26 protein-coding genes and 1 tRNA gene are annotated in these 26,630 nt (G+C 63.7%); 12 read left to right on the top strand and 15 right to left on the bottom strand.

The genetic code is table 11. The annotated features are described in order from the left end of the window. Window positions 1–62 precede the first annotated feature (62 nt). The 3 genes from AAFN84_RS02550 to AAFN84_RS02540 all read left to right on the top strand — a co-directional run bounded on the left by AAFN84_RS02550 (window position 63) and on the right by AAFN84_RS02540 (window position 2,281). On the top strand, window positions 63–950 hold the full coding sequence (locus tag AAFN84_RS02550) for a LysR substrate-binding domain-containing protein (RefSeq protein WP_347512922.1): 888 nt from the start codon (window positions 63–65) through the stop codon (window positions 948–950). 312 nt (window positions 951–1,262) lie between these two features. Beyond that, complete coding sequence (locus AAFN84_RS02545; RefSeq protein ID WP_347512920.1) at window positions 1,263–2,015, top strand: alpha/beta hydrolase; 753 nt, start codon at window positions 1,263–1,265, stop codon at window positions 2,013–2,015. Between the two features lie 80 nt (window positions 2,016–2,095). Beyond that, window positions 2,096–2,281 (top strand): DUF1059 domain-containing protein, encoded by a 186-nt coding sequence (locus tag AAFN84_RS02540; protein ID WP_347512918.1) that lies wholly within the window; start codon window positions 2,096–2,098, stop codon window positions 2,279–2,281. A gap of 3 nt (window positions 2,282–2,284) precedes the next feature. On the opposite strand, the gene AAFN84_RS02535 is transcribed toward AAFN84_RS02540, so the two are convergent. Genes AAFN84_RS02535 through AAFN84_RS02525 form a run of 3 tightly spaced genes read right to left on the bottom strand, consistent with a single transcriptional unit; the run spans window position 2,285 to window position 4,814 of the window. Then, entirely contained in the window at window positions 2,285–3,553 is a 1,269-nt protein-coding gene (locus tag AAFN84_RS02535) for a CCA tRNA nucleotidyltransferase (RefSeq protein ID WP_347512916.1), read from the bottom strand. Beyond that, window positions 3,550–4,188, bottom strand: coding sequence for a CoA pyrophosphatase (locus tag AAFN84_RS02530; protein WP_347512914.1), 639 nt, complete (start codon window positions 4,186–4,188; stop codon window positions 3,550–3,552). The genes AAFN84_RS02535 and AAFN84_RS02530 overlap by 4 nt, the downstream gene beginning before the upstream one ends. After that, a complete protein-coding gene (locus tag AAFN84_RS02525) occupies window positions 4,185–4,814 on the bottom strand; it encodes a DUF1285 domain-containing protein (RefSeq protein ID WP_347513773.1) in 630 nt (209 codons plus the stop codon). The genes AAFN84_RS02530 and AAFN84_RS02525 overlap by 4 nt, the downstream gene beginning before the upstream one ends. Before the next feature lie 162 nt (window positions 4,815–4,976). On the opposite strand from AAFN84_RS02525, the gene AAFN84_RS02520 reads away from it, so the two are divergent. From AAFN84_RS02520 to AAFN84_RS02505, 4 genes are read left to right on the top strand one after another with little or no spacing between them, the layout of a single operon-like run. After that, on the top strand, window positions 4,977–5,996 hold the full coding sequence (locus AAFN84_RS02520) for a MoxR family ATPase (RefSeq protein ID WP_347512912.1): 1,020 nt from the start codon (window positions 4,977–4,979) through the stop codon (window positions 5,994–5,996). Next, a complete protein-coding gene (locus AAFN84_RS02515; RefSeq protein ID WP_347512911.1) occupies window positions 5,996–6,904 on the top strand; it encodes a DUF58 domain-containing protein in 909 nt (302 codons plus the stop codon). Before AAFN84_RS02520 ends, AAFN84_RS02515 begins: the two co-directional genes overlap by 1 nt. Continuing rightward, on the top strand, window positions 6,904–9,729 hold the full coding sequence (locus AAFN84_RS02510; RefSeq protein ID WP_347512909.1) for a DUF4159 domain-containing protein: 2,826 nt from the start codon (window positions 6,904–6,906) through the stop codon (window positions 9,727–9,729). Before AAFN84_RS02515 ends, AAFN84_RS02510 begins: the two co-directional genes overlap by 1 nt. Continuing rightward, window positions 9,730–11,802: a hypothetical protein gene (locus AAFN84_RS02505; RefSeq protein WP_347512907.1), complete on the top strand. Its 2,073-nt coding sequence runs from the start codon at window positions 9,730–9,732 to the stop codon at window positions 11,800–11,802. A gap of 18 nt (window positions 11,803–11,820) precedes the next feature. On the opposite strand, the gene AAFN84_RS02500 is transcribed toward AAFN84_RS02505, so the two are convergent. Then, on the bottom strand, window positions 11,821–12,372 hold the full coding sequence (locus AAFN84_RS02500; protein ID WP_347512905.1) for an N-acetyltransferase: 552 nt from the start codon (window positions 12,370–12,372) through the stop codon (window positions 11,821–11,823). Window positions 12,373–12,648: 276 nt separating this feature from the next. Here AAFN84_RS02500 and AAFN84_RS02495 point away from each other — a divergent pair, with 276 nt between their 5' ends. Then, window positions 12,649–13,635, top strand: coding sequence for a glutathione S-transferase family protein (locus AAFN84_RS02495; RefSeq protein ID WP_347512903.1), 987 nt, complete (start codon window positions 12,649–12,651; stop codon window positions 13,633–13,635). A gap of 6 nt (window positions 13,636–13,641) precedes the next feature. On the opposite strand, the gene AAFN84_RS02490 is transcribed toward AAFN84_RS02495, so the two are convergent. Next, complete coding sequence (locus tag AAFN84_RS02490) at window positions 13,642–14,130, bottom strand: NUDIX domain-containing protein (protein ID WP_347512902.1); 489 nt, start codon at window positions 14,128–14,130, stop codon at window positions 13,642–13,644. Between the two features lie 50 nt (window positions 14,131–14,180). Here AAFN84_RS02490 and AAFN84_RS02485 point away from each other — a divergent pair, with 50 nt between their 5' ends. After that, window positions 14,181–15,083, top strand: coding sequence for a metallophosphoesterase (locus AAFN84_RS02485; RefSeq protein WP_347512900.1), 903 nt, complete (start codon window positions 14,181–14,183; stop codon window positions 15,081–15,083). 23 nt (window positions 15,084–15,106) lie between these two features. On the opposite strand, the gene AAFN84_RS02480 is transcribed toward AAFN84_RS02485, so the two are convergent. The 6 genes from AAFN84_RS02480 to AAFN84_RS02455 all read right to left on the bottom strand — a co-directional run bounded on the left by AAFN84_RS02480 (window position 15,107) and on the right by AAFN84_RS02455 (window position 22,194). Further along, on the bottom strand, window positions 15,107–15,700 hold the full coding sequence (locus AAFN84_RS02480) for a hypothetical protein (protein WP_347512898.1): 594 nt from the start codon (window positions 15,698–15,700) through the stop codon (window positions 15,107–15,109). A 90-nt stretch (window positions 15,701–15,790) separates the two neighbouring features. Continuing rightward, window positions 15,791–16,552 carry an alpha/beta fold hydrolase gene (locus AAFN84_RS02475; protein ID WP_347512897.1) on the bottom strand — a complete coding sequence of 254 codons (762 nt, stop codon included), beginning with the start codon at window positions 16,550–16,552 and terminating at the stop codon, window positions 15,791–15,793. A gap of 91 nt (window positions 16,553–16,643) precedes the next feature. Next, window positions 16,644–18,368, bottom strand: a complete 1,725-nt coding sequence (locus AAFN84_RS02470; RefSeq protein ID WP_347512895.1) for a hypothetical protein — start codon at window positions 18,366–18,368, stop codon at window positions 16,644–16,646. 212 nt (window positions 18,369–18,580) lie between these two features. Further along, a complete protein-coding gene (gene leuA, locus AAFN84_RS02465) occupies window positions 18,581–20,245 on the bottom strand; it encodes a 2-isopropylmalate synthase (protein WP_347513772.1) in 1,665 nt (554 codons plus the stop codon). Between the two features lie 346 nt (window positions 20,246–20,591). Further along, the gene (locus AAFN84_RS02460) at window positions 20,592–20,996 is read right to left on the bottom strand and encodes a VOC family protein (RefSeq protein WP_347512894.1); all 405 of its coding nucleotides are present in this window, start codon (window positions 20,994–20,996) and stop codon (window positions 20,592–20,594) included. Between the two features lie 67 nt (window positions 20,997–21,063). Continuing rightward, complete coding sequence (locus AAFN84_RS02455; RefSeq protein WP_347512893.1) at window positions 21,064–22,194, bottom strand: 5-methyltetrahydropteroyltriglutamate--homocysteine S-methyltransferase; 1,131 nt, start codon at window positions 22,192–22,194, stop codon at window positions 21,064–21,066. A gap of 172 nt (window positions 22,195–22,366) precedes the next feature. Here AAFN84_RS02455 and AAFN84_RS02450 point away from each other — a divergent pair, with 172 nt between their 5' ends. After that, window positions 22,367–23,110 carry a GntR family transcriptional regulator gene (locus AAFN84_RS02450; RefSeq protein ID WP_347512891.1) on the top strand — a complete coding sequence of 248 codons (744 nt, stop codon included), beginning with the start codon at window positions 22,367–22,369 and terminating at the stop codon, window positions 23,108–23,110. A gap of 134 nt (window positions 23,111–23,244) precedes the next feature. Further along, window positions 23,245–24,276, top strand: a complete 1,032-nt coding sequence (locus AAFN84_RS02445; protein ID WP_347512889.1) for a TRAP transporter substrate-binding protein — start codon at window positions 23,245–23,247, stop codon at window positions 24,274–24,276. A gap of 10 nt (window positions 24,277–24,286) precedes the next feature. Here AAFN84_RS02445 and AAFN84_RS02440 read toward each other — a convergent pair whose 3' ends face one another. Beyond that, a complete protein-coding gene (locus AAFN84_RS02440; RefSeq protein ID WP_347512887.1) occupies window positions 24,287–24,475 on the bottom strand; it encodes a hypothetical protein in 189 nt (62 codons plus the stop codon). 5 nt (window positions 24,476–24,480) lie between these two features. Here AAFN84_RS02440 and AAFN84_RS02435 point away from each other — a divergent pair. After that, window positions 24,481–24,570: transfer RNA gene (locus tag AAFN84_RS02435), tRNA-Ser, on the top strand. 144 nt (window positions 24,571–24,714) lie between these two features. On the opposite strand, the gene AAFN84_RS02430 is transcribed toward AAFN84_RS02435, so the two are convergent. From AAFN84_RS02430 to AAFN84_RS02420, 3 genes are all read right to left on the bottom strand, one after another. Beyond that, the gene (locus AAFN84_RS02430) at window positions 24,715–24,951 is read right to left on the bottom strand and encodes a hypothetical protein (protein WP_347512885.1); all 237 of its coding nucleotides are present in this window, start codon (window positions 24,949–24,951) and stop codon (window positions 24,715–24,717) included. After that, a complete protein-coding gene (locus tag AAFN84_RS02425) occupies window positions 24,951–25,649 on the bottom strand; it encodes a hypothetical protein (protein ID WP_347512883.1) in 699 nt (232 codons plus the stop codon). Before AAFN84_RS02425 ends, AAFN84_RS02430 begins: the two co-directional genes overlap by 1 nt. 608 nt (window positions 25,650–26,257) lie before the next feature. Next, entirely contained in the window at window positions 26,258–26,551 is a 294-nt protein-coding gene (locus AAFN84_RS02420; RefSeq protein WP_347512882.1) for a hypothetical protein, read from the bottom strand. Window positions 26,552–26,630 lie beyond the last annotated feature (79 nt).

Genomic DNA, 26,630 nt, shown 5'->3' with positions numbered 1-26,630 from the left:
CATCTCATGTGAGGGCAGTGTCTTCTATGGAGTTTGCCTGCGCTTCGCTGTAGAAAAACTGCATGAAAGACCTGAACCGCGTTCATCTCAACGGGCTGCGCGCGCTGGAAGCCACCGGGCGGCTGGGCTCCCTGCAGAAGGCCGCCGACGAGCTCGGCGTATCGGTCGGAGCCGTCAGCCAGCATGTGCTCAAGGCCGAGGATCGGCTTGGCCGTCCTGTCTTTGACCGCACGGGGCGCAGCCTGACACCGACCGAGTTCGGCATCACTTTCCTGTCGCGATTGACCGGCGGCTTCCAGATGCTCGATGACGCCGTGGCGTCATCGCGTCGGCATGGCGAGACCATTCTGACGATCTCGGTCGCCCCGGTCTTCGCGTCAAAATGGCTCGTCCCGCGGCTTTCCGGATGGTCACGGCTTCATCCTGGCATCATCGTTCGGCTCGACGCATCGGTGGCGCTCATCAACCCCGACACGTCGGACGTGGATGTGGCGATCAGGGTCGGCGACGGGAGGTGGCCAGGCGTGAAATCAGAGTATCTGCTGCCGCAGGAGGTCTTTCCGGTCTGCGCGCCCGCGCTGGCGGAAAAACTCAGGCACCCGCACGACCTGACGACAATGCCGATCGTCCGCGACATCAACTCGACGCTCGGCTGGAACCTGTGGCTCGACCGGTTCGGCATCGACGAGGGTGAACTTGGCGACGGCCATTCCTTCACGGATGCCGCACTGGCGCTCGACGCGGCTATCGCCGGACAGGGCGTGATGCTGGCGTGGCAGACGCTGGCGCACTACGCATTGTCGGTCGGCCACCTCGTGGCGCCTTTTCCCGAACGTGCGACCACCGGCCTTGGCTATTACCTCGTGACGTCGCAGAGTCGCCGCGAACCGAGAAAGGTCGCCGACTTCAAGCGCTGGATTAGCTCTGAGATCGCCCGCGATTTCGCCTGAAATCCGATACGGCGAAGCAATATTCCCGCCATGATGCAACGGCGCAACAGCACCATGGCAAGCTGCTGAAACGATTGAATTTTGCTTTCCGGTCAGCTGGCCCCGTCAAGCATTTTTGGTGCGCCGCACAATCTCGTGATCACCGACGCCGGCTCCAACCCAGTGACACCGTAAGAGCGCGAGACTATAGGGATTTCCGGCGTTGGGGGAGAGGCGTTCCTATTGAGGGGGACCGCCCATCGGGGTGCCAACGTCACGAGCCGGCAGCGGCCGGTAAGGTTTCGGTAAAACTTAAAAGATCAGGATCGCGTCATGGCGTCCATACCCTCACTCGCACTTATTTCGCTGCTGGCCTTGGCCGGCGCCACCCAGATGGCAAAAGCCTCGGACACCGCGGTCACCACCGCGATGCTCCAGCAGGCGGCGCTTGCGGTCGACACCGTGACAAGGGAGACCGGCTTCGTCCACCGCCTCTTCAAGCCGGAGAAGCCAAGCGGCCGAACCATCATCATGCTGCACGGTTCGGGAGGCGACGAGACGACGCTCGCATCCCTCGCCGCCAGCATCGCGCCTGACGCCACGCTGATCGGCATTCGTGGTCGCATCGTCCAGGACGGCGTCAAGCGCTGGTACAAGCGCATTACCGCCACCGAGTTCGACCAGCAGGACGTGCGCGCGGAGGCTGACGCCTTCGTGGAATTCCTGAACGGGATCGCCACCGAGCAGGGAATCGACCTGGCATCGGCGACCTTCCTCGGATATTCCAACGGCGCCAACCTGATCGCCGCGTTGACGCAGCTTCATCCGGGGCTCGTGCGCAAGGCGGTGCTGCTGCGGCCGATGCCGGTCCTGAGCGACATGGACAAGGTCGACCTCTCACAGACGAAATTCCTCACCATCGCCGGTGAAAACGACAAGCTTTATTTCGAATATGCGCCGAAACTCGCGGAACGCCTGCGCAATTGCGGCGCCAATGTCGATGCCCGCGTGATCCATTCCGACCACGGGATCGGCGACGAGGACATCCGCATTGCTGCCGAATGGCTGGGCAGTCCAGAGAAATAGCCGAACATTTCCGCAACCGATGACGGGCGTTTCGTGTTACTCTTCAGTCCTCCAACAGACGGACATGAAGGAGAAGAACGATGAAGGAATTTCATTGCGGCTCGCTCGTCCCCGGCTGTGACTGGCATACGAGACATACCGAAGAAGCCGAAGTGATGAGGCGCGCGATCGAGCATATGCGCGAGACCCATGGTGAGACCGTGATCCGCGAATCAATGGTCGAGGCCATTCGTTCGCGCATCGAGACCAAGCGCGACGCCGCCTAGAATTCAGCGACCACCAATCAAACCCGCGGCGCGTTCCAAGAGCGCGTCGCGTTCGAGTTTGAACCCCCCTTCGATCCACTCCTGCTCGAGTTGGGCCAGCATCTGGCCGAGACTCCTGCCAGGCTTCGCTCCCAGTGCCACAAGATCGTTTCCGCTGATGGGGAATGCGGGCTTTTCCCACGCTGCAAGGAAGCGCAGCAAGCGCGCATATCCGCCCGCCTCCAGCAGCGCGGCGTCTTCCTGCGCAGCTTTGACGCGCGCGGCGGCAAGTGCCAGGCGCAATCGATCCTCAAGACCCTGGCGATCGCTTTCATAGGCCAGCTTGGCGAAGGCAGTCTCGCTCATCGTGTGGGCGACAGGCGGCGTGGAAGACCATGCCGTCAGGCGAAGCGTTTCCGTGTTTGACAGCCGAAGGCGTTTTGCCGCGCCCTCGATTCGCTCCTTATCCGGCGGAACGATGCCCTCGAGCCTCAGCAGCGCATCGGGCTCCCACCCGAGATCCCGTTCGGCCGCGACGATGCCATGTATGGCGTCGATTCCCCACTTCTCGCTTTCCGGCAGCACGGCGGTGAGCACACCGGTCTGGCGCATCCAGAGCAGTGAGCGCGAGGGATCTGGCGCGGCCAGGAGCTTCTTCAGTTCGGCCCAGACGCGCTCGGCCGATAGCCGCTCCAACCCGTCCTTGAGTCGCGCACACGCCCGCAGGCCGTCGGCATCCGGCCGCCCCTTGCCGTACCAGGCAAAGAAGCGGAAGAAGCGCAGGATCCGCAGATAATCCTCGCGAATGCGCTGCTCGGCTTCACCGATGAAGCGCAGGTTGCGGTTCTCGATGTCGGAAAGCCCTCCTACGAGATCGATCACCTCGCCACTGGCGGACGCATAAAGCGCATTGATGGTGAAGTCGCGCCGTTCAGCGTCGCGTTGCCAGTCTCGCCCGAAGACGACGCGCGCATGGCGGCCATCGGTCTCGACATCCGCGCGAAGCGTCGTCACCTCAAAGGGTCGCCCTTCCGCGATGACAGTGATCGTGCCGTGTTCCTTGCCCGTCGGCACGGTGCGGAATCCGGCCGCCTGGGCGCGCCTTTCGGTCTCGTCCGGCAACGTGGTGGTCGCGATGTCGATATCGGTGACCGGCTGGTCCAGCAACACGTTGCGCACGGCACCGCCGGCAATGCGCGCTTCTTCGCCGTCGGCGGACAGGGCGGCGAGCAGAGCCTGCAGCGCCTCGCCGTTCAGCCACTCGGCCCGGCCGGCGATCGATATGCTGCTCACGTATAAAGCCTTTCGTAGAGGGTCCGGATGATCCCGGCGGTCACGCCCCAGATGTAGCGGTCGCCAAACGGCATCGTATAGAAGAACCGTTCGCGGTCCTGCCAGATGCGACTCTCGCGGTTGTGGTTCTGCGGATCCATGAGGAACGACAGCGGGACTTCGAACGCGTCGTCCACCTCGTCCTCGTTGATCGTCAGCATGAAGCCGGGTGTCACCACCGCCAGCACCGGCGCAATGCGGAAACCCGAGCCGGATACGTAGTCGGGCATGCGCCCCACCACCTCGATGAATTCCGCCGAAAGGCCGATCTCCTCTTCCGCCTCGCGCATCGCTGCGAACTCGGGTGTCGGGTCGGTCGGATCGATCCGCCCGCCGGGGAAAGCGATCTGCCCTGAATGGGAACGCAGCTTCTCGGTGCGCTTGGTCAGGATGACGCTTGCCTCCGCGCCGTGATCGACGACGGGTATCAGCACCGCGGCATCGCGCAGCGTATGCTGCAGGATGAGGTCGCGCAGGTCGGGGTTGAGACTGTGGTCGCCATAGTCGGTGTCAGCGTGCGGAGCCTGCTCGTGGCGCGCACGCAGACGGAAATCGTTGGCCGAGAAATGGCGCACGTCTGGCATTTCCAAGGTCATGCGCTCAACCGCCTCAGCCTGTCCATCGGCATGATCGGGAATGTCGTCCCCTTCGAGCGGATGGCGAACATTGCTGTGCCATCGACGTCGATCTCTTCTCCGAGCTCGGCCAGCTCGTACATAACCGGCCGCGCCACAAGCGCCTCGAGCCGCCCGCGGACCAGCAGGTACGGCTTAAGCCCGTCAGTGTCGTCCTCGTCGACAAAGCGGATCGGATTCTCGGAACCAGCCTCCACTACGTCTCCCACATTGGTGCGAAACGTCAGCACCTGATCGGGGCCGCTTCCCGAGGCGTTCACCTCGACGGCGATGAAGGGCGCATCCTCGACCCTGATCCCGACCTTCTCGACGGGCGTGACCAGATAGGTGTTTCCGTCTTCATCCTTGCGAAGGACGCTGGAAAAAAGCTGCACCAGCGGCATGCGGCCGATGGGGGTACCGAGGTAGAACCACGTGCCGTCGCGCTTGATCTCCATGTCGAGATCGCCGCAGAAGGGCGGGTTCCAGCGTTCGACCGGCGGCGGCCCCTTGCCCGCCCTGGCGGCGCGCGAGACCAGCGCTTCCAGTCCGGCCGTGTCCGTGGCCTTGCTCAGGCCTTGTTCGTCATTTCCTGTGTGCATCGTCATCGTCACGAAATAGTCACTGTTGCTCCGCTTGTCAGCCTTGTTGAGTGTTTTAAGTTGAATGAACACGTACCCGAAAGGTGACGAATCGTGGCGCGGAAGCAAGGCGTAGACCTCCTGGATCGACGCTGGCCTCAGAGAAACTCGAAGGACCTGGATGCTCGCATGAATGCTACGACCGGTGTCACACTCAAGGAACACGCCCTTAGCGAAAGCCAGATGATCGCCGAAGCCGAAAAGGCGCTCGCCGACATCGGCAGGGTGCGCGAAGCGGTCGGCAAGGTCATTTTCGGGCAGGAAAGCGTCGTCGAGCGCACGCTCGTCGCGCTGCTGGCAGGCGGTCATGCCTTGCTGGTCGGCGTTCCCGGACTGGCCAAGACCAAGCTGGTCGAAACGCTCGGCGTGGTGCTTGGCCTTGATGGCCGGCGCATCCAATTCACACCCGACCTGATGCCCTCCGACATTCTCGGTTCCGAGGTGATGGAACAGGACGAGTCGGGACGGCGCTCGTTCAGGTTCATCCGGGGCCCGATCTTTGCGCAGTTGCTGATGGCCGACGAAATCAACCGCGCGAGCCCGCGCACACAGTCGGCGCTGTTGCAGTCGATGCAGGAATATCACGTCACGGTCGCCGGCCAACGTCACGACCTGCCTTCGCCGTTCCATGTTCTGGCGACACAGAACCCGCTGGAACAGGAAGGCACCTATCCGCTGCCGGAAGCACAGCTCGACCGTTTCCTGATGCAGGTAGACATCCTGTACCCCGAACTCGACGCCGAACGCCGCATTCTGCTGGAAACGACCGGCCTTTCAGACGCGAAGCCGCAGGAGGTCCTGTCCGCCGAGCGCCTGAAAGAAATCCAGATGCTGATCCGCCGCATGCCGGTACCGGAGAGCGTCGTCGAATCAATCCTGGCGCTGGTGCGGTCAGCCCGTCCTGGGCAGGGCAATGCGGAGACCGACAAGCACGTTTCCTGGGGGCCCGGCCCTCGCGCCAGCCAGGCGCTCACCTTGTGCGCCCGCGCCCGCGCGCTTTACGATGGCAGGCTCGCACCTTCCGTTGATGACGTGCGCGCGCTGGCCGAGCCGGTCCTTCAGCACCGCATGGCGCTGACTTTCGCGGCGCGCGCCGAGGGCATGAGCGTTCGCGACGTGATCGCCCAACTGGTGAAAGCAGCCGGCTGATGGCCCGTATCGGCGAGGCGGCCGGCCCCGTCGTCCCCCGTGATGCGCTTGCCCGTGCGCGCCAGCGAGCGTCGCTGGTGCCGGACCTGCTGGTCGAGGCACGTCGCGTCGTCAATACGGTCATTGCCGGCTGGCACGGTCGCCGCAGGCGCGGCATCGGCGAGAATTTCTGGCAGTTCCGCCCCTATGTCGAGGGCGAGAGCATGGCGAGCATCGACTGGCGGCGCTCCGCCCGCGACGACCATATTTACGTGCGCGACAAGGAATGGGAAGCCGCCCACACCGTTTGGCTGTGGGCGGACCCTTCGCCTTCCATGCTCTTCAAGTCGCAGGGCGCGACCGTGTCCAAGGAATCGCGCGCACTCGTGCTGATCCTCGCGCTGGCCGAGTTGCTGTCGCGCGGCGGCGAACGTATTGCCTGGCCAGGCCTCACGGACCCGTTCGCCGCGCGCAACGGCGCCGAAAGGCTCGCCGCACGTCTCCTCCATGCCGCCGACCTGCCCGCCCGGCCCGATCTGCTGCCTCTCAGGCGCTTCAGCGACATTATCCTCGCCGGCGATTTTCTCGATCCCGTGGAGGAGACCCAGCAATGGCTCGATCCGCTGGCGCAGCGCGGCGTTCGTGCGCACTTGATAGAAATTGCCGACCCCGCCGAAGAAACGTTTCCCTATAGCGGCCGCACGGAATTCCGCGATCCCGAAACCGGGCAAAAACTGACGGCCGGCCGTGCCGAAAGCCTCACCGAGGATTATCGTCTGCTCTATGATGCCCGGCGAGCCGAGCTTGCCGCGTGGTGCCGAAAGCTCGGCTGGAGCTACACGGTGAACCACACGGACAGGCTCGCCTCCGACGCACTGGTGCGTGTTCATACCGCCCTGAGCGCGGAAGTCGGACAGGGAGCGCGTTGATGGGTTGGCTTCCCCTCTCCTTCGGCGTGCCGGCGGTCCTGATGGGCCTGCTCGCGCTGCCGCTGATCTGGTGGCTGCTGCGGCTTACGCCGCCGCGTCCCCAGGAAGAAGTGTTCCCGCCACTGCGCATCCTTGCCCGCGTGCTCAAGAAGGAAGAAACGCCGCATCAGAGTCCATGGTGGCTGACCTTGCTGCGCCTGCTGATGGCGGCCCTGATCATCTTCGCGCTGGCCGAACCCGTGCTCAACCAGCGCGAGGCGACGCCGGCAAGCGGCAATGCGGTGGCCATCGTCGTCGACAATGGCTGGGCGACGGCCCCTGACTGGGACCTGCGGGTGGCGACCGCCGAGCGGCTGATCGAGGATGCAGGCAGCGCCGGACAGCCGGTGGTTCTCGCCTTCACGGCCGAGCCGCCAAATGCCGAGATCGGCCCGTTCGACGGTGCGGCTGCCCGTGAACGCTTGGCAGCGGCAGAGCCGCGTCCCGTGCCGAGCGACCGGCCGACAATCTTCGCCCGTGTCGCGGACGCGCTTCAGGTCGTGCCCGGCGCCAGCGTTGCCGTCTTGACGGACGGCCTCGCAGCGGATGGCGACGAGGCGGCTTTTGCACAGCTCCTGTCCGACGATCTCTCCGGGCTCGTCTGGATAGAGCCGCAGCAAATGTCGCTGATCGGCATCCGCGACACGGAAAACCGCGCCGACGCATTCTCATTTTCTGCTGTTCGATCATCTTCAGATGCGCTGCCCCGCCAGGCGACTGCGGCAGCATTCGACGATCGCGGCCGGCGCATCGGTGAGACCACGCTTTCCTTCGGCGCCGGCGAGACCGAAGCCGAGGGTGCGTTCCAGGTGCCGTTCGAACTGCGCAATGACTTCGTCTCCATCGTCATCGACGGCCAAAACCAGGCTGCTGCGATGCGGGTTCTCGACGAGAATTCGAGGCGGCGCAGGGTCGGGCTGATTTCCCAGGCAGAGGCCGACCAGGCGCAGCCGCTGCTGTCGCCACTGTATTATATCCGGAGAGCGCTCGAGCCATTCTCCGATATCGTGGAGGCGTCGAGCCCCGACCTCGCAGAGGCGATCCCGCAGATGCTGGAGCAGAATCCGGCGATGATCGTCATGGCCGATGTCGGTGCGCTGCCAGATACAGCCCGCGAAGACCTGATCGAGTGGATGAATGCCGGCGGCACGCTGGTTCGGTTCGCCGGCTCGCGGCTCGCGGCTGCCGGAAATGACGAGGAGTTGCTTCCGGTTCGCCTGCGCATCGGAGAGCGCGCGCTTGGAGGCACCTTGTCATGGACGGAGCCGCAACCCGTCGCGGAGTTTCCGCCGAACGGCCCGTTCGCGGACCTTGCCGCACCCACCGAAGTGACCGTCTCGCGCCAGGTTCTCGCCGAGCCGACGTCCGACATCATGGAACGCACCTGGGCCAGCCTTGCCGACGGCACGCCACTGGTCACGGGCGCTCCGCGCGGCGACGGCACGCTCGTGCTTTTCCATGTCACGCCGGAAGCGACGTGGTCGAGCCTGCCGATCTCCGGCTCGTTCGTCGAAATGCTGCGGCGCATCGTCCAGCTTTCGCGCAACCAGGGTGCGGCCGAGCCCGGCAGCGAGGGGGCTGCCGCAGGTTCGCTAGCGCCGTTCCAGATGATTTCCGCCGATGGTCGGCTGGTCCCGCCCGGTCCCGACGCGCGGCCATTGACCATCGCGGGCGGCGAACCGGCCGTGACGATCGAGAACCCTCCAGGCTTCTACGGTACGGAGGAAGGTGTCGTGGCGCACAATCTCCTGCCGCGCGACGCAACGCTGGCGCCAATCGTACAGCCCGAGACAACCGTGCCGGTCAGCCGCGCCAGCTATGCGTTCGACGAGGCCATCGACCTCAAGGGACCGCTGATCGCAGCGGCACTGGCATTGATGGTGCTCGATACACTCGTCGTCTTCTGGATGGGCGGTCTGTTTGCCCGCCGCGGCGGGGCAAGACGCTCGACGGCCGCCGGCGCGCTGGGTGCAATCGCCGTTGCAGCGGCGCTGGTCCTGCCCACGCAGGCCGATGCGCAGGATATTCAAACCGATGACGCCGCCGCCATTGCCGCGATCTCCGAGACCCGCATCGCCTATGTCCTGACGGGCAACAGCTCGATCGATGCCGTCAGCCGGGCTGGGCTGCAGGGCCTCTCGCGCTACCTGATCGACAAGACGGCTTTGGAGCCGGGCGATCCGGCCGGCGTCGACATCGAGGCGGACGAACTGGCTTTTTATCCGCTGATCTACTGGCCGATTGATGATACCGCACCGATGCCGTCGGAAGCGGCTCTCGCACGTATCGACGCCTACATGCAGCAGGGTGGCACCGTGCTGTTCGACACGCGGGACCAGTATTCGACGGGGTTCGATGCCAACTCCGCCAGTCCCGCTACCCGCCGGCTGCGCGAAATCCTGTCTACGATGAACGTGCCGCCGCTCGAACCGGTGCCGCAGGATCACGTTCTGACGAAGACATTCTTCATCATGCCGGATTTCCCGGGGCGCTATTCGGGAAGCCCGTTGTGGGTCGAGGCTTCGCTGAATGCCGCCAACCCCGACAACCGCCCCGTGCGCAGCGGCGACGGCGTCTCGCCGATCATGATCACGGCCAACGACATGGCCGGCGCCTGGGCCCTGGACGGGTCGGGCGCGCCGATGTTTCCAACCGTGCCGGCGGACCCGATGCAGCGCATTTACGCCTATCGCGCCGGCGTCAACATCATGATGTACATGCTGACCGGCAATTACAAATCGGACCAGGTGCACGTGCCTGCGCTCCTCGAACGGCTGGGACAGTAGATGAACTGGTCGCTCTCCATCGAACCGCTGCTGTCCTGGGTTTGGATCGGCGTGATCCTCGTGCCGGTCGGCCTGCTTGTGCTTGCCGGTCTGTTTCTCGGCCAGCGCGGCAGCCTGTTGCGGATCGGCGCGTTCGCGGCACTGGCTATTGCCCTGCTGAACCCGGTGCTGCTCGACGAACAGCGTGAGCCACTGCAATCGGTCGTCGCGCTTGTGGTGGACCGCAGTCAGAGCCAGGATATCGGCGACCGGACCGACACGACGGACCGCGCTGTCGCCGAGCTCCAGGCCCGTCTTGGACGCTTCTCCCAGTTCGACGTCCGCGTCGTGGAGGCAGGTCGCGCCGACGCCGCCGACGACCGCACGGAAACACGGCTCTTCGGCGCGCTGGACGGCGCGTTGCGGGATGTTCCACCGTCGCGCGTGGCGGGAGCGATCATGGTCACCGACGGGCAGGTACACGACGCACCGGCGCAGGCGGACGCGCTCGGAGCGCCCTTGCACGTGCTGGTCACCGGCGACGAGGACGAGTTCGACCGCCGCATCCGTTTTGAGCGCGCACCGCGCTTCGGCATCGTAGGTCGCCCGATCGACCTGACCTATCGCGTGATCGCGACAAATGACGCCACCGGGCCTGTCTCTGTACGCGTGCTGGTCAATGGCGAGCAGGTCTCCGTCGAGCAGGCGGTCGTCGGCGAGGAGACGCCGCTCGAACTGGTGATTCCCAACGCCGGCAAGAATATCGTCGAGCTCGCCATAGACACCGCCGAGGGCGAACTGACCGAAACCAACAATCGCACCATCGCGATGATCGACGGCATCCGCGAAAACCTGCGCGTGCTGCTTGTCTCCGGCGAGCCGCATGCTGGCGAACGGACCTGGCGCAACCTGCTCAAGTCGGACGCCTCGGTGGACCTGATCCACTTCACCATCCTGCGTCCGCCGGAGAAGCAGGATGGCACCCCAATCAACGAGTTGTCGCTCATCGCCTTCCCGACGCGCGAGCTGTTCGTCGAGCGGATCAACGATTTCGACATGATCATCTTCGATCGCTACCAGCACCGCGACGTGCTGCCGGTGCTGTATTACGACTACATCGCCGAATATGTGGAAAATGGCGGTGCGCTGCTGATCGCCGCCGGCCCTGAATATGCAGGCCCGCAGTCGATCGCGCGAACGCCGCTCATGTCCGCCCTTCCGGCGATGCCGACGGGCGAAGTCGTCGAGGAAGGCTTCCATCCACGCCTGACGGAAACCGGCGAGCGCCATCCTGTCACCCGGGGCCTGGAGGGCTCTGCAGCCGAGCCGCCGCAGTGGAGCCGCTGGTTCCGCCTCATCAACATACAGAACCCGGAGGGCGAAGTGGTGATGAATGGCGCCGGCGACAGGCCGCTGCTGGTTCTCAACCGCCGGGGTGAAGGCCGTGTCGGCATGCTCTTGTCCGACCAGGGCTGGCTGTGGGCGCGTGGCTTCGAAGGCGGTGGGCCACATGTGTCGCTTTATCGGCGCATGGCGCACTGGCTGATGAAGGAGCCGGAGCTGGAAGAAGAGCGCCTGACGGCGTCCGGGCGCGGAATGACGCTTGAGATCACGCGTCAGACGATGAGCGACGATCCGGGCCCGGCCACCGTCATCTCGCCGTCCGGCCAATCGTTGGACGTGACGCTGACATCCGATTCGCCGGGACTGTTCACCGGTAGCGTCGAGACCGACGAAATCGGCCTCTACCAGATCGGCAATGGCGATTTGACGGCATTGGCCCATGTCGGGCCGTTGAACGCGCCCGAGTTCCAGGACACCGTCTCAACGACGGACGTCCTCGCTCCTCTCGCCGAGGCCAGCGACGGCAGCATCCGCCGGATCGAGGAAACGATGACGGGCGGGCTCAGCCTGCCAAACATCGTACCAGTGCGCGCATCGGGCGAAGCGTCAGGCCGTGATTGGGTGGGCTTGAGGACGACCGGCGACAGCGTATTGCGCTCGGTAAGCCGCCTGCCGCTGTTCGCAGGCTTCTTTGGGCTCGCCCTGCTCCTGATGGCGCTCGGCTCGATGTGGTATCGCGAAGGCCGCTGAGGCGCGGCTCCGCGCGCCCTATTCCGCCGCCTTCAGCAACGCCGCTTCCGCCGAAGGTTCCCTGGCGAGGTCCGCGTGGACGACGGCGCCGGCGAACCCTTGCAATGATCCAGGCACGAGCTCGCAGGCGAGCAGCCTGCTGGCATCGACGGGACGCGGCATCGCGAGCTGGCCATAGGGCACCACCTTCGAAAATCCGAGCGGCGCGTAATACGGCGCATCGCCGACGAGGATCGCGAGAACGCAACCATCGCCGCGCGCCGCGTCGAGGGCGATTGCGACGAGCTTCTTGCCAATGCCGAGATTCTTGTAGGCAGGACGTACGGCGAGCGGACCAAGCAGCAGCGCCCTGCCCTTGCCGGCGGCAATGGGCGTCATGCGCACCGACGCGATGACCTCGCCACCGATTATGGCGACAAAAGACAGGTCGCGCCGGTGCGGCCCACCTTCACGGATGTGATAGGCCGCGCGCGCGAAGCGGCCAGGACCGAAGGCCTCGGCATTGATGTCTTCGATGATCGTATCGTGTGCGGCAAGCTCGGGCGCAAATGTGACGTCGGCGGGGGTCATGATCGAAAGTCCGTTTCAAGAATCGCAGGAATGGTCCAGGCAGCGCTAGCCACCGGCGCCGTCAGGCGCATCAGCTCATTCGTCGTCGCTCGAAACGGATCGTGGTCAATCGGAGTTCCTCCGCCCGCAGCCTGCGAGCAAAATCTCCGCTATCATCAAATTCCAGCCTCCGCAATTGGAGATTGCGCGGCCGGTGACGAACTGTTCAGCCCGGTACGCGTTCCCTTAACGATGAAGTCTTCCTAGATAGTGGCAAAGAAGATTGGAGAAGCAGAGATGGGCCAGCTTATCGATGGTGTCTGGAAAGACCAGTGGTACGATACGGGCAAGGACGGCAAGTTCAAGCGCTCCGAGTCGCAGTTTCGGGACTGGATCACCAAAGACGGCGCACCGGCAGAGGGACGAGAGCGCGGCTTCAAGGCCGAACCGGGCCGCTATCACCTCTACGTATCCTACGCCTGCCCATGGGCGCACCGCACGCTGATCTTCCGCAAGCTCAAGAAGCTTGAGGATGTCATCTCCGTCGATGTCGTCCATCATTTCATGGGAGAGAACGGCTGGACCTTCAAGAAAGAGGACGGCGCCACCGGCGACAGCCTCTACGGGTCGGACTTTCTGCATCAGATCTACACCAAGGCAGATCCGAACTATTCCGGAAGGGTGACGGTCCCGGTGCTCTGGGACAAGAAGAACGAGACGATCGTCTCCAACGAGTCGGCCGACATCATCCGCATGCTGAACTCCGCCTTCGACGCGTGGGGCGATGCCTCGATCGACCTCTGGCCAGCCGCGATGCGCAGCGAGATCGAAGCCGTCAATGACCGCGTCTATCCCTCGATCAATAATGGCGTCTACCGCGCCGGCTTCGCCACCAAGCAGGGTGCGTACGAAGAGGCGTTCGACGAGTTGTTCGACGCGCTCGATGAGATGGAAGCGCGGCTCGCTCAAAGCCGGTATCTGGCCGGCGATCGAATGACGGAAGCGGACTGGCGGCTATTTACGACGCTGGTGCGCTTCGATGCCGTATATCACGGCCATTTCAAGTGTAATCTCCGGCGCATTGACGACTATCCGAACCTGTCGAACTACCTCCGCGACCTCTATCAGGTTGCCGGCGTGGCCGAGACGGTCGATATGCTGCACATCAAGTCGCACTATTATGGCAGCCACGAAACGGTGAACCCGACACGCATCGTCCCGAAGGGGCCGGAACTCGACTTCACCGCTCCGCACGACCGCGGCCGCTTCAGGCAGGCCGCGTAGCCCGGCCTACCATTCCGGCGAGGGTGCGAGCCCACCGAAGACTTCGGCGAGCCTGCGACGGGTCGCCGACGTCGTTCCCTCGGGTAGAGCGGTGATGGGAAAGAACCCCGATTCCGCCACTTCCATGTCCGGCTCTTTCGGCGCCGTCTGCCGGTAGTCGGCGACCAGATAGACGGCCACGTGATCCCGCCTGCTCGCATCGCGGTTGAAATGAAACGAACGCAGCGCCGGCACCCCGACAATCTCGATGTTGCCCTCCTCGGACAGCTCGCGCTCCAGCGCTCTCCAGGCTGTCTCACCTGCCTCGACGCCGCCTCCGGGAAGATGCCATCCGCTGACGTAAGTATGGCGGACGAGAAAGACGGTATTGGCCGTGGCGTCATGCACGACCCCACGCACGCCGAGGGTCATCGGCCGCAACACCAGGAACAATGCGTGAAATGCGCGGCCGCGCAGCCGCGACCAAACGCCCTCATTCCACCGTCTGGCGTTCATGCGGCCCGCCACGGGTGGAAACCCACGCCGCGCTGCCCTAAAGAAGTTGTATGCTCAGGCTTGCCCATCTCTCCGACATCCATCTTGGTCCGCTGCCCGATCTAGCCTACCGCGACCTCGTCTCCAAGCGGATAACGGGTTACATCAACTGGCGGCGCAACCGGCGCTCCAACCTGCACGAGGACGTCATCGACGCGCTCGTCGATCATGTCCAGGCGTCGGCGCCCGACCATATCGCCGTGACCGGCGACCTGATGAACCTTGCGCTTGACGGTGAGGTCGAGCTGTCGCGCCTGTGGCTCGAGATGCTTGGCCCGCCCGACGATGTCTCCGTCGTCCCCGGCAATCACGATGCCTATGTCCCCGGTGCGCTGGACAAGGCGTGCAAGGCGTGGGGGCCGTGGATGCACGGCGACGGCAAGGCGGAGCCAGCGCGCAGGGGGACGTTCCCCTTCATGCGGGTGCGTGGGGACGTCGCCCTGATCGGTGTCTCGTCGGCGCGCGCCACGGCGCCCTTTCTGGCAAGCGGCTTCTTCGGGGATGGGCAGTCAGACCGTCTCGAACCGCTGCTCGAGGAAGCGCGTCAGCGTGGATTGTGCCGCGTCGTGCTGATCCACCACCCGCCCGTGCGCGGTGCGGCGTCAGCCCACAAACGGCTGCTCGGCATCGGCCGCTTCCAGAAGCTGATGCGCAAGTGCGGTGCCGACCTCGTGCTGCACGGCCACACACACTTGCCCACCACTTACCGCATCGACGGACGCGACGGCCCCATTCCCGTCATCGGCGTGGCAGCCGCCGGCCAGGCTCCCGGCGGCTCCAAGCCGGCCGGGCAGTACAATTTGTTCGAGATCGACGGCGAGCAAGGTAACTGGCGGATCGGGCTGACGCGGCGTGGCATCACCGAGGGCAATCCGCAGATACACGACATCGCAGACGAGAAACTGGCCGGCTGAAGGCAAACGGTCACATCAGCGCGTCAGAGGCTGAAGCCCGTCCCCAGCGCAGAAGCGAGAAGGAGGATGAGGCCGGCGCCCACGAGACCACCGAGCAGCACCATGCCGACCCCGCGCAGAAAGCCCCCGGTCCGGCCGCCAGTCTCCCCGTCCTCGACGATGTCGTCTTCGTCGGCGTCCGTGCGCACGAGGTCGACATCGCCTTCGAGCATACGTTGGCGCTCGATCATGCGACCGGCTATGTAGCGCGTCACCTGCTCGGCGACGCGGCTGAGATCCGTCGATTCGCAAAGCACCACCCGGCCAAGGCGCGTATCACGCAGAAACCGGTAGGTGCGCCGATCGCGCCCCATCGTCACATGGGCGACCGAGTCGATCCACAACCGCGGCTGCGAGCCTGAAGAAATCGCCAGGTCGAAGCGCTCGTCGTCATTGGGGATGTCGGCGAAGACCTGCTTGAGATCGTCGGCCAGCAACTCCAGCCGGGTTAGCTGTGCTTCGCGGATGTCGACGACCACGTCGTCCCTATCCGCGAACGCGTTCTTCACGTCGCGGATTGCATCGGCGAGGCGGCTTGTCGCAGCCGTGTTGTCCCGATTGTCAACTGGTTCATTCATGAACGCGACTCCGATGCTTGGTTAACCGATGATTAACACAGGCTTTCGTCAAAATCACGATGGCACCTGGGGTGTCGAGGTTGCGGTACGTCATCGTCGAAGGCCGGCCGTGCGCCGGATGATCGCCGCGCATTCGGCTGGCGCCTCCTGCGGCAGCATGTGGCCGAGGTCTGGAAAGATGTGCACGCCGAATGGCCATGGCAGGCCACGCGCGTGGCGGACGGGCAGGACATTGTCGAGCTGGCCCCAGACGACGGCCACCGGCATGGCTAGCCCCTCCAGACGGTCGCGCGGCAACTGCCCTTGCCTGCCGTCTCGCACCAGTCCCTGCGCGATCCTGACGAGGGTCTCCACTCGTCCCGGGGACGCACGCGCGGCAAGCGATTCGCGCACCACCTTTTCCGAAACCGGCGACATCCAGCCATACATCGCCTCCAGGCAGGTCAGAATCGAGGCTTCGTCCTGCGCTGCAGCATAGCGGGTAAGGAGGCGATGATTGATCTCCGGCCCGAATCCGCCGGGCGAAAGCAGGGTCAGCGACGCCACCCTCGCGCCCTCGATGATACCCATCAGCGCAGCGACGGCCCCACCCATCGAATGTCCGGCAAGATGGGCACGAGCGATGCCGCGCTCAGCCAGATCGGCCAGGATCGCCTGCGCGGCAAGCTTGGCAGGCCCCGCATCGGGAAAATCGTGTGATTCGCCATGGCCAGGAAGATCATAGACGAGCAAAGGCACGTCCGGGGAAAGCGCATCGACGACCATATCCCAGGCCGCATGCGTGCCGCCGAAACCGTGAAGCAGTACGACGGGCTCAGCCCCCTCCCCAATCGCGCGCGCAAACAGTGGCATCGGCTCCTCCTGGCCAGAAAATCCGGTTGCGCGGACGTTTTCACGGCCCAACGGCGGGGTAAAGGCGTGTTCTGGTTTTCCCTCAACCTTCTCAGCTTGCGCCGACGAGGCCCGCCCGGCGCAGCGCATTCACAAGGCGCTCGGCCATAGCCGGGGGGTAGGTACCACGCCGATAGAACGCGTCGAGATCGGCAACAAAGTCTGGATGCTCCGTCGTGATGCGATCTCGCAACGCCGCGACGTCGTCGGTCCGGTCCATCGCGTCGGCAGTCACCAACCGAAGCGCCAGGTAATGGGCACGGTCGCTCGACGCCAGCGCTGCGGCCGCGTTGCTTGCCGCCTGCATGTCGTCCTGCATGAAGCGGCCCAATGCCAGCCCATAGTCCCACCATGTCGGATGGGAACTCGCGGCCGTCACCGCGCGCTTGAGGATTGGCACGCCCGCATCATAGTCGCCCGCAAACACCTGCGCGTAGCCGTATGAAGCGGCCATTCCCATGTCGAAGGTATTGAGTTCATAGGCCTTGCGCGTCCAACGCAATGCCTCCTCGGCGTCTCCCATCCGCGACAGCACATATCCCATGGCGCGATGCGCGGAGGGGCTGTTCGGACCAAGTTGAACCGCCATCCGGGCAAAGCCGAGCGCCTGTGCTTCCGTTGGGCCGGGCGGATAATCGTAGCCGGACACCATGGCCTGCATGTGAAGGCCGGCCAATTCGGCATACACCAGCGAGAACCTGAGTTCGTTCTTCGTCAGATCTTCGAGGCATTCATAGGCCGCGCGATGACCTTCGGCGTTCTGGTCGCGATAAAAGTGGTCATTGAGGATCAGGCACTGCGTCACCACCGTTTCGGCACCTTCCTCGGCGAGCGCGGCATAGATCACGCCGCCAACCGGCGCGACAGTGGTCAGCAAGTCTGCGACGGCGTCCTCCAAAATATCCCCGCCCGCTGAGGCCTCGGGCAAAGTCTCAGACAGAAGCACCTTTCCCGTCGCCAGGTTCTGAAGTTCGATCTGCGCTTCCTCCTCATCGCCGCTCTCGACGACGATGAGATGGTCCGTCCGCGCATGGGTGTTGCGCCCGTCCTCGCCCGGCGCCCGGGCAAGGAAGCTGATCGTGTCGAAGCCCGAGAGACCACGCCGCAGCATGCTGGCAAGACGCTCGCCATCTTCTCCGTCGGCGGCGCCGTCATCGAGATAGACGGAAGGCAGAAAGGCGCGGGGACTGGAGCCCGTGACGCCTGCGAGATCGATCTGCGTGATCGCCGGATCGGTGGCGCGCCCTTCGCCGTCGTCCGTTATCCCTGCCCCCTGTTGAACCATCCAACCCGCGCCGGCCAGCAGGGCGAGCAATCCCGCCGCGACGCCCATGCGCGCAGGGGACCAGCGGCTATGGCGCGTTTCGATCTGTGGGGTCGGGGGCGGACGCGCCTCCGGATGCTGGTCGCTCGACTGCCCTTCGACGCTGGCCGTCTCGGTGCTGGGAGGTGCGATCACATAGCGAGGAACGTAGCTGCCGCGCGGTACGGTGATGCGCAACGCGGCGTGCGCTCCCTCAAGGGCGTAATACTGATCCAGCAGGTCACGCAGGCGCCCGGCCTGGACACGCACGACGGTATCGGTCGAGGGATCGAATTTTTCATCCCGCCCGAAGACGTCGACGGCGATCGAAAACCCCTTCAGGCGATCCGCATGTCCAGCGAGATCCTGAGTAACGAGATAGCGCAGCAGATCGCGCGCCCGTTCGGAACGTGCGAAAGTTTCGCTCGTCAGAACGTGGTCCAAAGCATCGCGAACCTCTGCGGCGGGGGGCATTGAACGCCGCAAGTTTCGGCCCCTTCCCTAGTGAAAAGGTTAGGAAACGCGATGATACAGGCGATGGGGGGCCACGCAAGCCGGCTATCCGGTCACAGGACGCCTGCACCCGGCAAGCCCTTGTAGCGGCGGCACTAATTTTTTGTGTACGGATTCCGACGAGAACCAGCGCGATTCCCTTCTTTAGGAAGAGAAGGGAATCGCCCGGAATGCTAGCCGACGATGCGGTTGACTGCGGACACGACGGCTTCAAGCGACGCCGCCACGATGTTGGTGTTGATGCCGACACCGAAGATGCGGCCGCCGGGGTGCTCGACTTCCATGTAGCTGATGGCGGAAGCATCCGAGCCACGCTGCATTGAATGCTCGGAATAGTCGAGCACCGAAAGTGCAATTCCCAGATGCCGCGACAACGCGTCCACGAAGCCGTCGATCGGCCCCGTGCCGCTACCCGAGATCGTCATCTCCTTGCCGCCGTCCATGATGGATGCCTCGACGATCCGCCGCCCCTTGTGCCCGGTTTCGGGGAATGTGTGATGATCGAGGAATTTCAGGCGTCCGGTCGGCTGGTCTACATAGACCTCGACGAACTGGTCGTAGATGCGCCTGGCCGGCACCTCCTTGCCTTCCGCATCGCTGATCTGCTGGATGAGTTGGCTGAACTCGACCTGCAGGTTGCGCGGCAGGTTCAAGCCATAGTCGGCCTGCAGAACATAAGCGATGCCACCCTTGCCCGACTGCGAATTGATGCGGATGATCGCTTCGTACGAGCGACCGACATCCTGCGGGTCAATCGGCAGATAAGGCACTTCCCACAATGGCTTGTTGGCAACCTTGATTGCCTTCATGCCCTTGTTGATCGCATCCTGGTGGGAACCGGAGAACGCTGTGTAGACCAGTTCTCCGACGTAAGGGTGGCGCTCCGGAATCTTCATCTGGTTGGAATATTCGAATACGTCCTTCATCCGGTTGATGTCGGTGCAGTCGAGCTCGGGGTCGAGGCCCTGCGTGTACATGTTCAACGCCAGCGTCACGATATCGACATTGCCGGTGCGCTCTCCGTTGCCGAACAGCGTACCCTCGACGCGATCGGCACCTGCCATCAATCCGAGTTCGGTGGCGGCGATGCCGGTGCCCCGGTCATTGTGAGGGTGCAGCGAGATGATCAGGTTCTCGCGGTTGTCGAGCTGGCGGCACATCCATTCGATCTGGTCTGCATGGATGTTGGGCGTCGACATCTCCACCGTGGCGGGCAAGTTGATGATCAGCTTGTTTTCGGCAGTCGGCTTCACGATCTCGGTGACCGCGTTGCAGATTTCCAGCGCCACGTCGAGTTCGGTGCCGGTGAAGCTTTCAGGCGAATACTGGAATCGATATCCGCCGCCGGCCTTGGACGCCATGTCGGTGATCATCTTCGCTGCGTCTGTGGCGATCTGCTTGATGCCGGCGACGTCCTTGGCGAAGACCACCCGACGCTGGAGCTCGCTGGTGGAGTTGTAGAAATGGATGATCGGCGTCTTTGCGCCTTCCAGTGACTCGAAGGTGCGGGTGATCAGTTCGGGGCGGCACTGCACCAGCACCTGCAGGTCGACATCGTCCGGCACGTCTGCCTCCTCCACGCACCAGCGCGCGAAGTCGAAGTCGGTCTGCGAGGCGGAGGGAAATCCGATCTCGATTTCCTTGAAGCCCATGTCGACCAGCAGGGCGAACATGCGCGCCTTGCGGTCGTGGCCCATCGGGTCGATGAGAGCCTGGTTGCCGTCGCGCAGATCGACGGAACACCAGATCGGTGCCTTTTCGATGCGCTTGGCCGGCCAGGTCCGGTCCTTGAGGTCGATCTGCGGATAGGGCTGATACTTGGAGGCGGCGTCGGCCATGCCCTGCCGCTTGGCACGCTGCTGAATGCGGGTCTGTTCGTTCATCGTCTTTCTCCGGCGCTGGCCGGCCCCGGGGGCCATGGCACGTGGCGCGCTTTCGTCAGTTTTCGGACTGGGTCGGGCAAGGAGCAGAGCGCCGTCGGCGGCACGATCGACCGCCGGGTGCTCCTTCAGCGAGCCCGGCGATCGCCGCTAAGGCCGAGAAGGAGAAGCGTGGAGAAAAGCGCGCGCATGGTCTCGCCCGCGAATGCGGACGGACGGGAAATCACTGCTGTGCGCTGCGTGTTCATGGGCTGCTCAATAGCCGATGCCGCCAGAGCTGGCAAGCCACCGCGTGCCGACACGATCACAGCGCGGCCTGTCCCCTGACGCAGGCCTCGATATTGTTGCCGTCCGGATCGAGCACGAATGCGCCATAATACTGCCCTGCCCCCTCGCGAGGACCGGGCTTGCCGTTGTCGCGTCCGCCGGCCGACAGTGCAGCCCGATGGAACTCGTCTACTGCCTGCTTGCTCGGCGCGATGAACGCCACATGCATCTGGTTCAGGCCGGCCCGGGAGCCATCGACCCAGTAGCTAGGCCGCGTGATGCCGACCCACAGATAGGGGATAGGTTCCTCCGCGCTCTTGCCGAACACGAAGGATTCCTCGCCATTGTCTGCGGTGGCGAGACCCAACGGCTTGGCGATGGCGTCGTAGAAGCGGCGCGCCTTGCCAAGGTCTGAAACGACGATTCCGGTATGGTCGATCATGGAGCACGAACGCACGCGAACGGGCGAGAGTTCCGGCTGGAGGCATGGCCCCAGCCGAATAGGTACCCTACTTGTCGACGCCGCCCCAGATCGTTTCCGCCGTCTTCACGACCAGGTCGAGCTTGCGCCTCTGGTCGTCGGCGGTGATCTTGTTGCCTTCCTCGGTGGAAGCAAATCCGCACTGCGGCGCGATGCCGAGCTGGTCGATGTCGGCATATTTGGATGCCGCGTCGAACTGGCGCTTGAGGTCTTCGATGTCTTCGAGATCACCAACCTTGGTGGTGATGAAGCCGGGCATGACACGCTGCTTGCCCTTCGACAGCAGCCGCAGCGGCTCCAGCCCGCCAGCGCGGTCGGTGTCGTACTCCATGAAGAAGATGTCGACGCCGGTCTTGTTGAAGATCGCGTCCGCCGCCGGGTCGTAGGCCCCTTCGGCGGCATAGGTCGACACGAAGTTGCCGCGGCACATATGCATGCCGATGACCATGTCCGACGGGCGGTCCTTGATTGCTTCGTGCATCATCCAGGCATAGCGGTCGATGAGCCAGTCCGGATCCTGCCCCTCGGCTGCCTTGGCGGCACGGTGCTTCGGGTCGCAGAGATAAGCAAAGAAGATATCGTCCATCTGGAGATAGCGGCAACCGGCATCGTAGAATGCCTGGACAGCCTTGGCATAGGTCTTTGCCAGATCGGCAAATAGCGCTTCCGGATCTTCGTAATCCTTGACGTGGATGTCGCTCTTCGCGGTGCGAAAATGACAGCAGCTCGGACCCGGGATGGAAATCTTCGGCATCACCTTGGTGACGTCGGCGACGAACCGGTAGTGGTCGAGCATCGGATGGTCGTCGGGAAAGTCGAGCTTTTCGTTGATCGTCGGGAAGATCGGACGAAGCTTGACGCCGTGGAACTGGACGCCTTCGTCGCGCTCCTCCAGGTCGAGCCCGATCAGCCCGCCCATGAAGTCATAATGCCAGAAGGAACGCCGGATCTCGCCGTCGGTGACGACGGGGAGCCCCGCATTCTCCTGCATCCGCACCACGTCCCTGATCGCCTCGTCCTCGACGGCCGCGAGTTCTTCCGCCCCGATCGACTTGTCCTCGTAGAAGCGCTTGCGCGCGTCCTTGACCGATTGCGGCCGCAGCAGGCTGCCGACATGGTCGGCGCGGTAAGGCGGGCGGGCGATGGCTTCAGCGGGCATGGTATCCTCCTGGCGATAGCTGTTCCGAATGGGAGTTTGCCGCTGGCTATCATGTGTTGCCGCCAAAAGCCATCCACTTGACTTCCGACTGTATACATTATGTATTTCCTGATTGAGGCGGGGACGGCCATGCTTTGGCGCACGCCCTGCAACACCGAGAGGGGTTTGCGAAATGGGCGACAATGCGCGCCAGGAAAAAGGCTCGTCGCAGACGCTGAAGGCGGTTCTGGGTGTGCGCGACCTCGTCTTCTCGGGTGCGATTCCGGCCGGCGAACGCCTGTCCGAAATCAGTGTCAGCGAACATCTCGGCCTCTCCCGCACGCCGGTGCGCGCCGCCCTGGCGCGGCTCGAACAGGAGGGCATCCTGGAGGCCATTCCCTCGGGCGGCTATTCGGTGCGGCTGTTTTCGGCGGCCGACGTCGCCGACGCCATCGAACTGCGCGGCGTGCTGGAGGGTACGGCGGCCAGGCTAGCGGCCGAGCGCGGCATCACGCCTGCCCGCCTCGCCGCGTTGCGCGCACTGATCCAGAACCTCGACACGGTCGTCCTGCCCGGCCCCGACAAGATGGACCTCGACGCATACATGGTCCTCAACGCGCAGTTTCATGAGATGGTGGCAGAGCTTTCCGGTAGCCGGATCGTCCAGCGGGAACTTGAACGCGTGATGCAGTTGCCGTTCGCCGGACCGAGCGCATTCCTCAATGCCCAGATAAGCGTGCCGGCCTTCCGTGCATCACTAACCTTCGGCCAGACCCAGCACCGCGCCATCGCCCACGCGATCGAGATGCGCGAGGGATCGCGCGCCGAGGCGGTAACCCGCGAACATGCGCGGCTTGCCCGGATCAATCTCGACTTCGTTCTGAAGGATCCGGCGCTGATCGAGCGCGTCCCCGGCCTTGTCCTCGTCTCGAACTGAGCGCGGCACCGTTGTTGCCCCCGGCATCGTAAACCATACCGAAATCCGCTATCGTCCAGCGCTGTAACGGGCTTTCCGAAGAGAAAGTTCTGCTCTATAACAATTTAGCTTTATATCCAGGGAGGAATACTCGCATGACCAAATTGAAATCGTTGCTACTGGCCACCGCAGCCCTCGGCGCAATGACCGTTGCTTCCCATGCGCAGGAAGTGACGCTGCGTCTTCACCAGATGTTGCCGCCGCAGGCGACGATTCCCGCCAAGGCACTGGTGCCGTGGGCGGAGAAGGTGATGGCTGAATCCGACGGCCGCATCAAGGTCGAGAAGTACGACACGATGGCGCTCGGCGGCACCCCGCCGCAGCTCGTCGACCAGGTCAGCGACGGCGTCGTCGACCTGATCTGGACGGTGATCGGCTACACGCCCGGACGCTTTCCGTCGACCGAGGCATTCGAACTTCCGTTCTTCATGACCACCGGCGAAGCGACCTCCAAGGCGTTTCACGAATATTGTGAAAAGCACTGCACCGAAGAGTTCGCCGGCATGAAGGTCATCGCCTGGCATGCCCACGGCCCGGGGCTGATCCACTCCAAGAACCCGGTCAACACGCTGGAAGACATGCAGGGCCTCAAGATCCGTGGCGGGTCGCGCGTCATCAACCAGATGCTCGAGGCGCTTGGCGCGACGCCGGTCGGCATGCCCGTGCCTGCGGTCTCCGAGGCACTGTCCAAGGGCGTGATCGATGCGACCACGATCCCGTGGGAGGTGACCCCGTCGCTGCGCGTTTCCGAACTGGTGACCAACCATACCGGCTTCTCCGGCGCCAACGGGCTCTACACGCAGACCTTCGTATTCGCGATGAACCAGGCGTCCTATGACGCCCTTCCCGACGACCTGAAAGCCGTGATCGACGCCAATTCCGGCATCGAGGCCGCTGCCATGTTCGGCAAGGTGATGGATGACGGCGACGCTGCCGGCCTGAAGATCGCGCAGGACCGCAACAACAACATCGTCGAGCTCGATGAGGCCGAGACCCAGCGCTGGAAGGATGCGGCGACGCCGATCATCGATGCCTGGATCGAGGAGATGAACGGCAAGGGCCTCGACGCCGAGGCGCTCGTAGCCGAGGCACAGGAACTGATCGCCAAGCACACGCCGGATATGTGATCCGTCGCCATCAAAAGTCAGCGGCCACCTTCGGGTGGCCGCTTTCTTGTCCGGTTTCCTTCACGAGAGGCTCGAAGTTTTCGCAGCCCTCGTTGACGGCGTCAGGCAAGCAGCTATAAACGCGGTCGCGACGCTCGACGGCGTGCCATGACAGCCAGATGTCGCCACTGGCGCTGATCGGCACCGGCGCAAGCAGCATCCTTCGGAGGGATGGCCGAGCGGTTTAAGGCACCGGTCTTGAAAACCGGCGAGGCAGCAATGTCTCCGTGGGTTCGAATCCCACTCCCTCCGCCAAGAAATCCTGCTAACGTGATGGAAACAAAGGGAATTTGGCATTCAGCCTCCCGTCATCCCCACAACGTTCCCCTCAAGGCACGATCAGTAGATGAGCGAGCCAGCCGGCCAGGATAGTGCCGGCGAACATGACGTCGAGCGTGGTCATTGCGGCACCTTGAAGTAGCCGGCGCCCTCCCGTTCGAAGATGATGACGGCCGGCCGATCGGGCATGTTGGCGTCATACCCGGTCCACGATCCCTTGATGCTGGGATCGATCACCCTGACGGCCGTGTTGAAGCTATCGAACAGCCGCGCGAGCTGCTGCTCAACCGTACCGCCCCCGGATCGCACCTCCTCGACGATCTCGCGGACGTGCGATATTTCCCGAACCGCCGTCATCAGAACCACCCGTAGCCGGGAGAAACCCTGACACGGTCGTGGCCGGCTTTGCGAAGCATCTCGTTTGCCTGGTGATAGCCGTCGCCGTCGAAAGCCAGGAGGCCTATGGGGTAAGAGTCCGACGCATCATCGACCGGATCGCCGAGCGCAAGGCTTGGATCGTCACGGCCCTGACTGCACTGCTCCGACCAGCCAAGGAACGGCTCGCGGTCGCCCTGGTCGGCCTCGTCGTGCGGCTCGTCCAGAATGTCGCCGCCGTGCTCGTTCTCATCCTCGATCTCGTCCAGGCCGCCATACATGCCCGCGCTGAGGTAGGCCTGATTGTAGGGCATCGACCCGGCTTCCCAACCGAACGCCGGCTCATCGTCTCCGCTTTCAGACGGATCGCATCGCTCGTCATCGACGGCCGTGTCGTCATCCGAATCGGGTTCAATATCCGGGTCTTCCTCCATATCGTCCAGCATGTTGATGAGGCGTTCGATCGTGTAGGCGATGCTCGCCCGATCGCGGGACAGCGTCAGGAAGAACACGCCGCTGGCCTCGACCAGCGCGACGTATTTCTCCCCCTTCTTGGTCAGTTCGACGCCAGATTGCCCGTCAGCGAGCGCTGGCGTGGCTTTCGGCGTTGGGGAGCCGGGAACGGCCAAAGCCTCTCCACGGTCAAATGCGGGCGATTGTGGGTGGGTGTATGTGAACATGATGGTTCTCGCGGTTCGAACCGGCTTGCTACGGCCGGCGAACATTCCGCAAATTTGCGGAAAGTTCTGTCATCGGTGGCGGACCGATAGCCGGGGGTTAGCAACCTGCCGCGAGACAGGCCGAACGATTTTAAGGTTGCCCTCTGGACATAGCGTTCGCCCCCGGCCATAAAAGCCGAGTTGGAACGCCCGCCAAGGCGTTACCTATGCGCATTCGAGACCCGCCAAGGTCTCTTAGCGCGTCAGCAGCGCACATGACGCCAATCATGTCCTGCTTATCGCGGTCCGGGTTGCTAAGCCCGCGATGATGATGCCCCTATTCGGTTAACGATGCAAGAACGCCCCTCGGGGCGGCGCTTGCGTGCGCCCTGCCATCCAGTTGAGTATGGCTGCCCGTACCTATCTCGCATCTCGGAATTGGCGGGCTTCGTGAATGTCTTTTCGCGTCAGCCCAATATCTTCCGGCGAGAGCTTGTTCTGGTCTGGAACATGCTGATTGTCCGCCCGCGTCCTTACCTCGCCACGCGCTTGCGCTGCGTCATACTCGTCGGCCAGCCGGAAACTGGTGCCGCCGCCGATACCCATTCTAAACAGGCAAATTTGCCTACTTATGCACCGCTCGCGACCTGCCATTCCTGCCAGGCGCGTTCAGCGGCTTCCCTGTAGCCCGCTGGCATGGGCTCCCAGTTGGCCGGCGGCTTCTTCATGGTCCACTTGTGCTCCCGGTATCCCCAATGCTCGATACCGACCAGATCGGACCCGTCGAACCACACCGTCACGTTGAGTTTCGGGAAGTGCAGTTCCTTGGCCTGCCACCACACGCGGGTGATCTCTGTAACCGGTCCATCGCGCCATGGCGTCCAGCCCTTGGACGGGCGCTGGGTCAACTCCGAATCGTTCATGGCAAGGCTGATCTCCTGATAAGGCAAGGCCGCCACAGCGGGACAACCGTGGCGGCCACCAAGGAAGACGATCGGGATC

Source organism: Mesorhizobium sp. CAU 1741 (genome assembly GCF_039839275.1).
Taxonomy (GTDB): Bacteria; Pseudomonadota; Alphaproteobacteria; order Rhizobiales; family Rhizobiaceae; genus Aerobium.
The sequence above is the reverse complement of the archived record's forward strand: the minus strand, read 5'-3'. Positions and strand labels throughout refer to the sequence as shown.